The organism is Amycolatopsis magusensis (assembly GCF_017875555.1).
In the GTDB taxonomy this organism is placed as follows: Bacteria; Actinomycetota; Actinomycetes; order Mycobacteriales; family Pseudonocardiaceae; genus Amycolatopsis; species Amycolatopsis magusensis.
In genome coordinates this window covers 7,759,549-7,772,660 of the sequence record NZ_JAGGMS010000001.1, presented here as the reverse complement: position 1 = coordinate 7,772,660, position 13,112 = coordinate 7,759,549, and the positions used below count along the sequence as shown (strand labels likewise).

The 13,112-nt window shown below is 70.0% G+C and carries 11 protein-coding genes and 1 pseudogene; 5 read left to right on the top strand and 7 right to left on the bottom strand.

The window, feature by feature from the left end:
* Positions 1-4 precede the first annotated feature (4 nt).
* Positions 5-1,126: a TIGR03364 family FAD-dependent oxidoreductase gene (locus JOM49_RS34655; RefSeq protein WP_308158970.1), complete on the bottom strand. Its 1,122-nt coding sequence runs from the start codon at positions 1,124-1,126 to the stop codon at positions 5-7.
* 120 nt (positions 1,127-1,246) lie between these two features.
* Here JOM49_RS34655 and JOM49_RS34650 point away from each other — a divergent pair, with 120 nt between their 5' ends.
* Entirely contained in the window at positions 1,247-1,981 is a 735-nt protein-coding gene (locus tag JOM49_RS34650; RefSeq protein ID WP_209668364.1) for a GntR family transcriptional regulator, read from the top strand.
* Here JOM49_RS34650 and JOM49_RS34645 read toward each other — a convergent pair.
* The 3 genes and pseudogenes from JOM49_RS34645 to JOM49_RS34635 form a co-directional block, all read right to left on the bottom strand.
* Positions 1,978-3,018 (bottom strand): alcohol dehydrogenase catalytic domain-containing protein, encoded by a 1,041-nt coding sequence (locus tag JOM49_RS34645; protein WP_209668363.1) that lies wholly within the window; start codon positions 3,016-3,018, stop codon positions 1,978-1,980. The two genes, JOM49_RS34650 and JOM49_RS34645, sit on opposite strands and share 4 nt — an antisense overlap.
* A 254-nt stretch (positions 3,019-3,272) precedes the next feature.
* Positions 3,273-3,518 carry a hypothetical protein gene (locus JOM49_RS34640; RefSeq protein WP_209668362.1) on the bottom strand — a complete coding sequence of 82 codons (246 nt, stop codon included), beginning with the start codon at positions 3,516-3,518 and terminating at the stop codon, positions 3,273-3,275.
* A 333-nt stretch (positions 3,519-3,851) separates the two neighbouring features.
* Positions 3,852-4,669 (bottom strand): annotated as a pseudogene (locus JOM49_RS34635) (IS5 family transposase).
* 594 nt (positions 4,670-5,263) lie between these two features.
* On the opposite strand from JOM49_RS34635, the gene JOM49_RS34630 reads away from it, so the two are divergent.
* Together JOM49_RS34630 and uppS are read left to right on the top strand one after the other, a co-directional pair.
* Complete coding sequence (locus JOM49_RS34630; protein WP_308158969.1) at positions 5,264-6,598, top strand: lanthionine synthetase LanC family protein; 1,335 nt, start codon at positions 5,264-5,266, stop codon at positions 6,596-6,598.
* Positions 6,599-6,904: 306 nt separating this feature from the next.
* Positions 6,905-8,524, top strand: coding sequence for a polyprenyl diphosphate synthase (gene uppS, locus JOM49_RS34625; RefSeq protein WP_209668361.1), 1,620 nt, complete (start codon positions 6,905-6,907; stop codon positions 8,522-8,524).
* Here the strand turns inward: uppS and JOM49_RS34620 are convergent.
* Positions 8,491-8,982, bottom strand: coding sequence for a hypothetical protein (locus tag JOM49_RS34620; RefSeq protein WP_209668360.1), 492 nt, complete (start codon positions 8,980-8,982; stop codon positions 8,491-8,493). The two genes, uppS and JOM49_RS34620, sit on opposite strands and share 34 nt — an antisense overlap.
* Positions 8,983-10,217: 1,235 nt before the next feature.
* Positions 10,218-10,634 (bottom strand): MarR family winged helix-turn-helix transcriptional regulator, encoded by a 417-nt coding sequence (locus JOM49_RS34615; RefSeq protein ID WP_209668359.1) that lies wholly within the window; start codon positions 10,632-10,634, stop codon positions 10,218-10,220.
* 110 nt (positions 10,635-10,744) lie between these two features.
* Here JOM49_RS34615 and JOM49_RS34610 point away from each other — a divergent pair, with 110 nt between their 5' ends.
* Entirely contained in the window at positions 10,745-11,659 is a 915-nt protein-coding gene (locus JOM49_RS34610) for an alpha/beta hydrolase (RefSeq protein ID WP_209668358.1), read from the top strand.
* Positions 11,660-11,667: 8 nt separating this feature from the next.
* Here JOM49_RS34610 and JOM49_RS34605 read toward each other — a convergent pair whose 3' ends face one another.
* Positions 11,668-12,375, bottom strand: coding sequence for a siderophore-interacting protein (locus JOM49_RS34605; protein WP_209668357.1), 708 nt, complete (start codon positions 12,373-12,375; stop codon positions 11,668-11,670).
* A 59-nt stretch (positions 12,376-12,434) separates the two neighbouring features.
* Between JOM49_RS34605 and JOM49_RS34600 the strand changes: the two genes are divergently transcribed.
* Positions 12,435-13,013 (top strand): TetR/AcrR family transcriptional regulator, encoded by a 579-nt coding sequence (locus JOM49_RS34600; protein WP_209668356.1) that lies wholly within the window; start codon positions 12,435-12,437, stop codon positions 13,011-13,013.
* The last annotated feature ends 99 nt before the right edge of the window (positions 13,014-13,112 follow it).

Sequence of the window (13,112 nt, the reverse complement as noted above, 5' to 3'; positions counted from 1 at the left end):
GGATTCAGAAGGAGTCGAGGACGGCGGGGGCGAGACCGAAGGCGGTGGTCATGCCGATGCCCGAGGTGACGGTCACGGCGGTGACCCCGGTTGCGACGCGGGCGCGGAGGAACTCACCGGCCGCTGACGCGTACACCCCTTGCCAGCGGTGGATCACCCGCAGCTCCGGGACGCCGAGCAGTGCCCGGGTCTCGGCGAGCAGCAGGTCGTCCAACGCCTCCGAGCTCGGTGGGTCGAACGGGTCGAGGGTGCGGGCGTAGTGGTGGGTGTCGCCGATGACGAGGTCACCGTCGGGGCGCTGGGTGAGCATGTGGTTCACGTCGGCGGCGAGCAGGCAGGGGTGCTCAGCCGCCATGCGGGCGCGCAGTGCCGCCGCGCCCTCGGTGGCGGCGAGTGCCGGGTAGCGCAGGATCGACGTGCCCGTCAGCACCGCCGGCCGCACCGCGATCCCGCCCGGCACCCGGACCTGGAGCATCCGCAGCGCGCACCGGCGCAGGCCCGCGTCGGCGGCGACCGCGGGCAGCAGCCGGTCGAGGTCGTGGCCGACGCACACCACGACCCGCCGCGCGTGCAGGTCACCGGCCGCGGTGCGCACCACCCCGTCGTCCACGCCCAGCACCGGCGTGGCCCAGTGGACCTCGACGCCGGGCTGCCCGGCGAGCCATGCCGCGATCGCGGACGCGGCGGCCCGCTGGTCGACCCGGATGTCGCGCGGCAGCAGGGCGCCACCGAACGGGCCGGCCACCGGGACGTGCGCGGCGAGCCGGGCCGCGTCGAGCAGCACCACGTCGTCCTGGCCACGGGTATCCGCCAGTTCCTCGAGCGCGGCGCGTTCTTCCGCGCAGCGGGCAACGACGACGGTGCCGGTCTCCTCGGCCCAGAAACCCGCGGCACGCGCGAGCTTCAGCCAGGTTTCCCGTGCCGCGGTGCCGAACTCCAGCGCCTCACCGATCTGCGCGGTCACGCAGCCGTGGCCGAAATTCCGCACCGACGCGCCGACGGGCCGGTCGTCGCGGTCGACGACGGTTACCGTGAGGCCACGCGCGACGGCTTCGACCGCGTGGGCGAGACCGACTATGCCCGCACCGACCACAACGAGGTCGCGGGGCGGTCCAAGGAATGTCACGCGAGGGATCCTGACAAGCCCAGCCCGGTAACGGAAGGTCTTGTATCTACAAGACATCAGCTGTTCATCTGCGAGGACCGGGCTACCCATGGTGAGGCCGGAAACTTGTAGAGTCAGCTTGTGGCGACCCCTTTGCACCGGCAGCTGGCGACCGAGTTGCGCAACCGCATCCGCGGCGGAGCGATCGCCGTCGGCGATGCCCTGCCGTCCGAAGCCGAGCTGTGCCGGGAGTTCTCCACCTCTCGCGGCCCGGTCCGCCAGGCACTGGCCGCGCTGCGGGAGGAGGGGCTGATCGGGGGTGGCCAGGGCAAGCGGCCGGTCGTGCTCGACGCGGTGCCCGCCCAGCCGTTCGAGTCGTTCCAGTCGTTCACCAGGCGCGCGGAGCTGACCGGCCACGTGCCGGGGCAGCAACTGGAGGAGATCGCCCTGCGCAAGCCGGATCCGGCGGTCGCCGCGGCCCTCGGGCTGGAACCGGGTGAGCTCGTCGTGCAGTTGCTGCGGTTGCGGCTCCTGGACGGCAAACCCGCGATGCTGGAGCGGATGACCTATGTGGAGTCCGTCGGCAGGCCACTGCTGGACGCGGACCTCAACGCCGGCTCCATCTACGCGTTCCTCACCGCGCGCGGTGTCGACCTGCACTCGGCGCGGCACACGTTCGACGCGGTCGCGGCCGACGCGACCGACGCGGCACTGCTGTGCGTGCTGCCCGGGCACCCGCTGCTGCGTGAGCGGCGGCTGACGACCAGCTCTACGGGTGAACCCATCGAATGGTCGGACGACCGGTACCGCCCGGACGTGGCGACCGTAACCGTCACCAACACCCGGGGAGCACGGTCCCCGCAGACCCGCCTCTAGCCGGGCACGACAGCCTGTCGCGGCGCGGCACCCGTGGCGGCCGCGACCGCGGAGTCCAGTTCGGCCAACGCGTACCGCCCGGCGACCAGCTCGTGGAACGGATAACGGTCCTGGTGGGCGGCAAGGAAGTCGACCGCCGTCTGCAGGTCGGCCGGCCGGTAGTTGTGCACCCCGACGACCGTGTGCAGGCTACGCACCACACGTTCCGGGTCGATCGGCACCGGCTCGCCCGGCGACACGGAACCCGCCAGCACCGCGACGCCCCCGATGTCCAAAGCGGACAGGCAGGCCGCGACCGAAGCGCTCGCCCCCGACAGTTCGACGGCGACGTCGAACGCGCCGGGTGCGGCGGCGGGCACGGTCTCGGCGGCGCCGAACCGGGCCGCCCGCGCCCGCCGCGCGGGATGCGGGTCGACCGCGACGACGTGGGCACCACGTTCTGTCGCCATGGCGACGGCGGTGACGCCGAGCATGCCCGCGCCCGCCACGAGCACGCGGCGGCCGGCCAAGTCGCCGGGCACGGCGAGCGCGGCGGCCACGGTCGCGGTGGCGCAGGACGCCGGGCTTGCCACCACGTCGGGCAGCCCGTCCGGCACGGCGACGATCGTCGTGCCGGGCAGCAGCACGCAGTGCGTGGCGAACCCGCCGGTGAACGGCGCGTCTGGGTCCAGTGGCTCGTGCCCGTACTTGCGGAGACCAGCGCACTTCTGCGGCATGTCCCGCACACAACGGTCACACCGTCCGCAGGACGCCGTCACCGACCACACGATGCGAAGGCCGGGCGTCACGGGGGTCCCGTCCGCGCATCGGAGCCCGGGCGCCGACGCCAGCACGGTGCCGACCTGCTCGTGCCCCAGCACGCTGGGGGCGGGGGAGGACCTGCGCCCACGCACCGTGTGCAGGTCGCTGCCGCACACCGTGGCGAGATCGACCCGGGCCAGCACCTCGCCGGGCCGCAACGAGCCCGGCACGCCAGCCTCCACTACGGTGAACGGCCGTCCGGTACCGTCCCAGCGGGCGTAACGCGCAGTCGTCATGACTGCCAGGCTCGCACGCCGGGGCACCGGCCACAACCACTTGTATCGACAAGTCAGATGATGTTCACCCGACTCCGCTCCATCGCCGGGACGTAGGGGTGACTCCGGCACCATTGCGAGCTGCCCGCCGCCAGTATCCATAGTGGACACGGTGCCGAAGTTCGAGTTCGTCATCGATGGCGGACCATTCGTTCGCTGGACCGGGCCAAAGCGGTCGGGGGCGGTGCCTTCGCAGTCACCGCCCCCCGGCCGGTTCAGTCGGTGCGGGCGCGGCAGGCTTCCAGTGCCCACTGCTGTATGCCGTAGTTGTCGCGGAAGATGCGGTAGCAACTGGTGAGGGTGTCTTCGTGGCAGGCGAAGGCCGCAAGGTGCTCGTTGGCGCCAGCGGCGACAGCGCGTTCGACACAGTCCTCGACGCTGGCCGCCGCGACGGGCGCGACGGCGCAGGTGCTCATCAGCACGGCCGCCACGGTCAAGGCCCTCGCCACATACTTGTTCACGGGATCGTCCTTTCACAGAAGGCTGGACGCGGTGCGCGCCCAGGGAACCAGCGAATCGGAACAGCGGCCCGGCTCGCCAGGCCGGGAATGGACATTCGCTCCCCCGGGTGGCGCGCTCACCCGGCCGGGAAGAGTCAGGTTCTCAAGAGTAAGGGGTGACTTCGCGTGCCGAAGCGGAGTCGATGCGCAGTACTTCCAGTCCGAATGGCGATCTACCCCGACGCCGAGGTCGTCCGCACCGGTGACCTGGCCTCTGAGGTTCGCTCGCTCAACCTCTACGTCGGTTCGACCGCCTCACCTGCGACACCTGCCTAGGGCGTGTCCTGGGGATCTTCATCGGAGGTGCAGGACGATGCAGGCGAGGATGATTTCGGCGCGGTGGTAGGCGGCTCGTTTGGCGAACCGTGTTGCCAAGCCACGGAATTGTTTGAGCCGGTTGAAGCAGCGCTCGACCACGTTGCGGAGCTTGTAGAGGTCAGGGTCGAAGGCCGGTGGCCTGCCACCGGCCTTGCCCTTGGCCTTCCGGCGGGCGATCTGGTCGGCACGTTCGGGAATGGTGGCCTTGATCCTGCGCTCCCGCAGCGCCTTCCGGGTGCTCGGGTGGGTGTAGGCCTTGTCGGCGAGCACCCGCCCGACCCGTACTTTCCGCCCGTCCACCTCGATGTCACGGATGTCGTCCAGCAGCGGAAGCAGTTGCGGGTTGTCCCCGGCCTGCCCTGGCGTGAGGATCACCGCCAACGGCAGACCGGCGGCGTCGACAGCCAAGTGGAGTTTGGTGGTCAGTCCGCCTCGGGAACGCCCGAGGCACTCTCCGTCGACGGCGAGCTCTTCGATCCAGTCCGCGCAGCCCCTTTTTTCCGGGCGCCGGCCGCGTGCTGATGCGCCCGCACACTCGTGGAATCGACACTGATCACAAACTCGATGTTGTCCTCGAGTGTCCCGAGGGAGTCGTCTTTGACGATCACGTGCTCCAGGATCCGGTCCCACGTCCCGTCCGCGGTCCACTTCCGTAACCGCTCATGAGCGGTCTTCCACGGCCCATACCGTTCCGGCAGGTCACGCCACGGCGCACCGGTCCGTTCATGCCACAGGATCGCGTTGATCACCTGCCGGTGACTACGCCACCGCCCACCCCTGCGACCAGTCTCCACAGGCAGCAACGGCGCGATCGTTGCCCAGGCCTTATCTGTCAGCTCACCGCGTCCGACCACACACCATCATCTGCACACGATCATGGAAAAGATCCGCAGGACACGCCCTAGTCGGGCCTCCCGCATACGCGGAGCCGTTGCCGTGCCGGACCTGGCCGCCAGTTCTTTTCGTGGTGCGTGAGGGCGCCGCTCGAAGGTGTGATTTGGCTGCACCGCGCGGCCGGTCACGGCGCAAACGGGGTTTGAATTGTTTGGTGGAGTCGAAATCGCCGGTTCCCTGATTATGGAAAGCAAACGTGGCCCGATTTCCCGGTCGGCTCGTGGCTCTGACGAGCGGTTGATCCGCGATCGTGGCTGATAGCGACGGTTTCCCCGCGTGGTGGTTCGTCTTGCTGGCGGACTGCGACGAGCAGCGGAATGTGATGGAGCGGGTGCCGGCCTCGACTGGGTGGCGGTGGTCCGTGTACGTCCCGAGATTGCCTGAGCGGCGGCCCCACGAGATATCTGACGAGCAGTGGCGTGACCTGTTCGGGCCCGCCGCGCGGATGCGATGATCGACGGGTGATCTCGGGTAGCGCGCAGGGGTATCGCGGTGTGGCCGAAGCCGCGTGGCGATGGGTGCTGGATCAGGTGCGTTGGGACGATGGGCCGTGGATTCCCGAGTCGGCGGGAATTTCGGAAATCTCGGAGTACCGCGACACCATGTACAGCGGGGTGGGTGGGCTGGCCTACGTACTGGCCGAGATTCGGTTCGCCCGGGATTGGACGGCCGAGGAACGGGGTGTCGCGGAGGCGATCGTCGAACGGCTCATCGGTCGAATCGAGGACGAGATCGACTGCAGCCTCTTCGGCGGCCTGGTCAGCTCCATCGGCGTGCTGACCGCGCTCGAGGTTCCCGGGGCACAGGCGGCCGTCGACCGGTTGATCGCGCTGCGCACCCGGGACGGCTGGCCGCAAACAGCCATTGGGCCACCGGGTTTCCTGCCCGGCGCCCTGGTCAACGATGCCACTCTCGGCACGGCCGGGATCCTGCTCGGCGCGTTGTGGGCCCGGCGCGCGGGCTTGGCCAACGCCGGCGACCTCGGTGCGCAGGCTGCCGGCGTGCTGATGGCGGACCGGGAAGAGGTGCCGACCGGGGTCAACTGGCACTGGGTACCGCACCGGTTCCATGCCGAGCCGGCCAGGGAGATGCCCAACTTCTCGCACGGCCTCGCGGGAATCGCGGCGACCCTCGCCCTGGCCGGCTCCGAACTCGACCGGCCGGACCTGACCGGCGCGGCCGCCCTCGGCGCGGAACATCTGGTGACGCTGGGCCGCGCCGACGGCGGGGGATTTGTCGTGCCGCGCACCATCCCCAGCAGACCGGGCCAGGATGTCTACACCTACAACTGGTGCCACGGCTCCGCCGGCACCTCGCTGCTCTTCCTCGCACTCGATCTCGCCGGAGTCGAGGACGTCGCGGGTGAACCGCCTCTGGCGTGGCATCGCCGATGCCTGCACAGCGCTCGTACCTCTGGCCTGCCCGCCAGAGGGCACCCCGGCTTCTGGGACAACGACGGGCGCTGCTGCGGGACGACCGGCGTTGGTGAGGTGTTTCTGGACTCCTGGCAGCGCTTCGGCCGCACCGGCGACCTCGAGTTCGCCGTGCACCTGGCCGACACCCTGGTCGAGCGCGCGGTGCAGGACGGACCGCACGCCTACTGGCGGTTCATCGAACACCTCGCCCCGGAACCGCTGCTGCCACCGGGGGTCGGCTGGATGCAAGGAGCGGCCGGCACCGCGGCGTTCCTCTTCCGGATCAGGCGCGTCCTGCGCGACGGGCGCGACGCCACCCCTGTCACGCGCATGGATAGCTGGTGGGCTCTCCCCACCCCGAGTTGCAGCCCGGCTACTGGTCGAGGGTGGCCTGGTCCGGGCGGAGGTCCGTGACTGGCAGGCCATGCTGTGCGTGCACGCAGGCGGTTACGAGTGAGCGGTGGCATGCCTCCGGGGCGCGCTCGACGTACAGGAGCGCGGTCGCGCGAGACAACCCGATCGAGACGAGATCGATCCCTTTGGAGCGGGTTCGCGGTGGGCGCGGTGACGATGCCGGAAAGCGACGGCGGCAGGTGGTGTGGTAGCCAGGCTGGGCGTTGACCAGTTGACCGAATCTTTCAATTGCGCCAGTTCGCCCGTGTCCCGGCAAACGCGGCATCGCTGAATATGGTGACGAGGGGTCGGCGCTACCTTCCGCTGGTGACGCGAGCGCGAGGGGCCTGGCCGAATGCCACGACACCGGAACTGCGGAGGTCGTACCGGTTGTGCGAGCGGGTCGCCCAGTTCCACCCAGCGATGTGGACCGCGAGCGAAGCCCTGCCGGACACCGTCCGGCCCTATCTGCGGGCGTTGAACGCCTTCGCCGTGTGGACCGATCGCCTGGCCGACGACCATCCCTCGGCGGACCGGCGGCAGCGGCTGACCCGCTGGTGCGCGGAAACGCTCGCCGACGTGCGCGCCGGTCGCACCGAGCACCCGCTGCGCCGGGCGCTGGTGCACACCATGCGCACCTGGGATCTCGACATCGAGCTGCTGCGGGAACTGCTGGAGACCACCCTCGCCGACAACGCCGTCCCACCTCGGTTCGCCACGTTCGCCGACCAGCGCCGCTACCTGCGCGGGGTGGCCGGGACGGTCACCGAACTGTGGACACCGCTGCTCGATCCGCACGACACACGGGCGGCCTCGTTGATGTCGCTGCTGGGCGAGGCGTGCCAGCTGGCCGACATCCTGCAGGACTTCCCGGTCGATCTGGCTGACGGCCGCTGCTACCTACCCGGTGACGACCTGGCCCGACTCGGCCTGGAAGCCCAAGATTTCTACCGTGGCGAGGGAAGCGAGGTGCTCGGCGAGCTGGTCGATTCGCAGGTCGGCCGGACATGGGAACTGCTGCGGCAGGCAGCGCCGGTGGCGGGCATGGTGCGCATCGACTGCCAGCCTTTCCTGCACACGATCCTTCTCGGCGTGGAGTTCGTGCTCGAGGAGGCAGGCAACTTGGGGGCGCAGGTGCTGGCGGAGGGCATCGACACTGCGGTGGCCACCGGCGCACGGTTGCCTCGCGATCCCGAGCCGGTGGTGGCGGCGCCGGCGCACGTGGCGGTGATTCTCGACGGGAACCGCCGATGGGCCGCCGACCATGGTCTGCCCGCCGCCGAGGGGCACAGCGCCGGCCTGCGCGCCGTGCTCCGGCTGCTGCATTCCGCGCTGCGGCTGCGGATCGCCGAAGTGAGCGTGTTCGCGTTCTCCACCGAAAACTGGAACCGTTCGCCGGAGGATGTCGCCGCCCTGTTCGAGATGATGGCCGAGGGCGTAACCCGGGGGATGGGGTGGCTGCACGGGCACGGTGTCCGGGTGTGCTGGCATGGCCGCCGTGACCGGCTGGAGCGGTCGCTGGCGTCCGCGCTCGCGGTGATGGAAAGCATGACGTCGAACAACCGCGGCCTGGTGTTCAACGTCTTCGCCGACTACGGCGGCCACGACGAGATAGTCGGTGCCGCGCGGGCACTGGCCGCCGAGGCGGTCGCCGGACGGATTCTCCCGCAGGACATCACCATGCACGCGGTCGCCGGCCGTCTGGCGGCACCGGAGTTGCCCGCGGTCGACCTGCTCATCCGCACCTCCGGTGAACAGCGCCTGAGCAACTTCCTGCCCTGGCACGCCGCCTACGCCGAATTCGTGTTCGATCCCGTGCCTTGGCCCGAGTTCGCCTACGCCCACCTGCGCTCGGCGATCACCGAGTACACCGGGCGCCGGCGCCGCTTCGGCAGCGACGTCCAGGACCCCGTTCAGGGTATCGGTGCGGCCGCGGGCGGGGTGTAGACGCCGGCGGCGTTCAAGCGCGCCACCACGGTGTCCGGGGTGAACACCTTCGAACCCAGCATCGCTTCCAGCGCCTGCAGCGCTTCGGGAGTCGGGCGGCAGGGCACCTCGGCCAGCCGGATTTCCAGCGGCTGACCCGGCGGGGCGGGTTCGGCCAGCAGCGTGCCTTCCTCGAGTGCGCACCGGAACATGGGCAGCACTCCGGCTTCCACGTCGTCGAGCCGGTACTTCGCCGACACCACACCGTTCTCCAGACCGGCGTCGAGCTCAGCGAGCCGGAACTCGCCGTTCGAGGTCCGCAGGATCAGGCCGCCGTCGACCTGGCCCTGACCCTGCGCCAGTGAGGGATTCGTCAGCGACGGGTCACCGGTCGCCGCACGCGCGGGGAACCGCACCGCCTTGCCCGCGTCGCTGACCACCAGCGTGGCCGGCGCTATGGGCTCGATTGAGGCGCCCACCCGTTCGAGGGCGTCGTGACCTTCCTGCGTTTTCCTGAGCTCAACCCACCCTTGCGAGACCGTGCCCCACCCGGCCCGCACTGGATCCCCTGACGCTGTCTTCGTCAGCGCCACGAGCAGCGGGGCAGCCAGCAACCCACCCAGCAAGGTTCGCCTTGTCGTACTCATGTTCCGTGTCCCCCTTCTCTGGGGGCCGTGGATGGCCCGGCCTCTATCGTGCGGCCGTGCCGACTCTGATGCCTGCCGCGCACGTCAACCCCACTCGAACGAACGCCGCCGCCTCCAGACCGGGTCTTCGGCGTTGCCCTTCGGCTGCCGAACAGCTCGGAGCGACCTTCACGACGTAGGCGACGATCGGTGCTCGCTGGGCACGTCCGAATTCGCGTGCAGCGTTGCGCCTCGCGATACACGCTGCCTCACATCCACCGGTTTCGCGGTCACGGGCACCGCGCTCACCGCGGGCGCCGCTTCGGTCACCCAGTCGGCCCCTGTGCCACAGCGACGAGGTCGACATCGTGTTGCTGCCCGGCGTGTCCACCGCGGGCCACGGTCACGCATTGCTCGAGTTCACCGCGAAGCCGGACCGCGGCTGCGGCCTGTGCGGCACCCTGGCGGTCGGCTTGCTCGCAGCGCCGGAGGTCGCGGTGAGTCACCCGCATGACATCGGTGATCTGGTCACCGCCGCCGGCGGGGAGTGCGCGACGATTGGGGCTGTCCTGGGCGACTGCCGAGGCCCCGGCCCATCAGCAGACGCCGACCTGCATCACGGTGACCTTCCCCCAGCGATCAGCCCCTCCTCGGTCACCTTGCCCTGGATCCAAGACGCGGTGGACAAGGCCGCCGAGGCAGCACCGGCCTGCTCACCTACGACGTCCCCGGGACCCGCGCCGCGTATCCAAGCCGGAGCACGCATGGCGGGCCCGGCCATGCCCGCCCATGCGTGGTGCGCTGGGCCAGCGGAAGCACCCCGCTTGCGCAGGGAAGACACACTTCGCGAGGTCACGGGAACCTACGTGGATGGATCACCCTCGCTCGCGCGGGGAAGACCAACGACGAAGGCACCGTCCTCGGCGGGCTGCCGGGACCACTCCCGCTCGCGCGGGGAAGACGATAGGAGTGCATCGAGTCGGGCCATGTCACATGGACCACCTCCGCTCGCGCGGGGAAGACGGAGGCGGTCCTGTTCCTGCACCGCCTCGCCGACGGACCACCCCCGTTCGCGCGGGGAAGAAGAGCTATTGCGCGGGCTCTAGCAGGGCTAGGAGAATGCGCCGCAGTTCGGTGCGATCGCGAGGTTCGATCTTCGCCAGCCTGCGGTCGAACTCCGTCGCGAGTGCTGCGAGCGCGCGGTCGCGCGCCGCCTGCCCCTCGGTGGTCAGGACCAGTCGATGCCGGCGCAGGTCCGCGTCGTCGATTTCGCGTCGCAGGAACCCTTTCGCGACGAGGCTGCGCACGTAGACCGTGACGCTCGCCTTGGGGATCATCAGCGTCGCCGCCAGCTCGGCCGGGTACGGCGACGCGGCAACCTCGGCGAGCACGAAGAACTCCTTCGTCTCGAGTCCGAGTGCGGCCAGTTCCGCGCTGCAGGCGTCCATCACGACGGTCAGCAGGCGGTGGTTCAGCGTCCACAGCTGGGCGGCGTCAGCCGACACGTGAGCCCCTTCCTTCAGGTGGTACAGTTCTGAACTAGTTCAATAATGCACTAACGAGCACTTCGGACTGATTGACTGTCGAACAAACCATACGCGGAAGGTGTCACCAGGTGCTTCAGCACGTCAGGATCCCGCGCGGGCCGATCGAGCTCGCGGCGGACCTTCACCTGCCCGAAAACACCGGCGGGGCCGCACCGCTGCGTGCGGTGGTGCTCTCCACTCCTGGCAGCAGCGTGAAGGAGCAGATCGGCGCGAACTACGCCTCCCGTCTCGCCGCCCGGGGCATCGCGGCGCTCGTGTTCGACCCCGCCCATCAGGGGCAGAGCGGCGGTGAGCCCCGCGACATCGAGGACCCGTACCGCCGCGGTGAGGACATCTCCTACGCCATCGATGCGCTCAGCACGATCCCCGGCGTCGACCCGGAGCGCATCGGCGTCCTCGGCATCTGCGCCGGCGGCGGCTATGCGGTGCACACCGCGCGCACGGACCACCGCATCAAGGCGGTCGGCACGGTCGTGCCGAGCAACATAGGCACGGCGTTCCGCGGGTTCCAGCCGGACGGCCCGGCGGCCGCGCTCGATGCCTTGGCCGACGCGCGTCTCGAGGAAACCCGCGCCGGTGAGCTGACCCGTGTGAACTGGCTGCCCGACACTCTGGAGGATGCCGCCGCGGTCGGGCTGACCGATATCGACACGACCCAGGCGATCACCTTCTACCGCACCGAGCGGGGCAGGAACGAGCACTCGACGAACCGCCGCCTCTCGCGCAGCGACTCGCTGCTTCTGGGCTACGACGCGTATCACCTGGTCGATCAGCTGATGACCCAGCCACTGCAGGTCATCCTCGCGGGACGCATCGGCAACACCGGCTCCTACGAGTCCGGCATGCGGCTTTGGGAACTGGCACCCGATCCGGTCGATCTCATGGTGATCGAGGGGGCCGGCCACTACGAGATGTACGACGAGCCCGAGTACGTCGATGCGGCGGTCAATCGGCTCGCCGACTTCTATTCGGACCGCCTGTAAAACTCAAGTCAGTCCATGCCGGTCTTGCCGGGCGCCCAGAACGGCTTGGTGAGCACGTCGCGGCGGTTCCAGCCCCGGTCGCGGACCAGGTGGGATCGGATCAGCTGAACGGTGCCGGCCTCCCCGGCGAGGTAGGCGGTGCCGGGGCGGTCGGGCAGGTCGAGCGCGGCGACGGCCGCGGCCAGCTCGCTCGACCGGTCCGCGGCACGGCCCCGCCGGTGCAGCCAGATGGTGTCGCCGGGCAGCGGCAGTTGCTCGTGCTCGGTGTCCACTTCGACGACCGTGTGCACGGAGGCGTCGCCGGCCAGGCCGCGGATCATCGAGCCGAACGCGACCGAGGCCGTCTCGTCCCCGGCGAACAGGTGGTACTCGCTGGGCCGGCAGACGAAGTCGCCCTGCGGCTTCATCAAGCGCACGACGTCGCCTGGCCGGGCCTCACGGGCCCACCGCGCACCGGGCCCGTCGCCGTGGTCGAAGACGCGCAACTGCAGGCTCTCCCCGTCGTACTCCCAGATCGAGTACGTCCGCAGCATCCCGCCGAGGCGGTCGACGAACCGGTTGGTGGCGGGCACCTGGATCCGTACCTGTTGACCGGGTCTGGCGCTCAGGCCCGCGATCGCGGGACCGCCCAGGGTGACCGCCCGCATCCGGCCCCCGAGCGGGCCGGCCTGCGTGACGACGGCCTCGGTCAGGAACGTGTCGCTGAGCCTGCGCATGGCACTCCTTGCCAGTTACATAGCACGGTGTATCGAAACCCGGAGGTTACGCTATGCCCATGGGCGAGGAACGGGACAGGGGTGGCCGCCCGCGCAGCGAACCGGCCCGGGCCGCCGTCCTCTGGGCCGTGGATGACCTGCTGGTCAAGGTGGGCTACGCGGCGATGACGATGAAGGGCATCGCCGAGCTGGCCGGGGTCTCCCGGATGACCTTGTATCGCTGGTGGTCGACCAAGGCGGAGATCCTGTTCGAGGCGAGCGCTCTCGACGCCGAGGAGGAGCTCACCGTCCCGCCGGTCGACGACCCGCTCGAGGACGTGACCCGCTACCTTGAGGCACTGCGCCACTTCCTGACCCGCTCGCACGCCGGGGCCGCCTACCGGGCGCTGCTCGGCGAGGCGCAGCACGACCCGGAGGTCGCCGCGCTGCTCGCCGGCCGCGACATCCTCGGCGACACCGCGCGGGCCGTCGTCTCCCGGACCGCTCCGGGGGCCGATCACGACCGGGCGACCGGACTGCTGATCGGGCCGATGTTCTTCTGGGTGCTCAGCGGACGCGACCCGGCCCGGCTCGACCCGGCCCAGCTGGCCCGCAGTTTCCTGGCGGAAGTCAGCCCGAAAGACACGGTCGACGGCTGAGGTGCTGAGGTTCACCGGCCCCCGCGACGGGCCGGCATGCTCGTCGTGCGGGAACCTCTTCTCACCTTCGAGGTCATTGCCAGGTAGCCGACCTCAAGC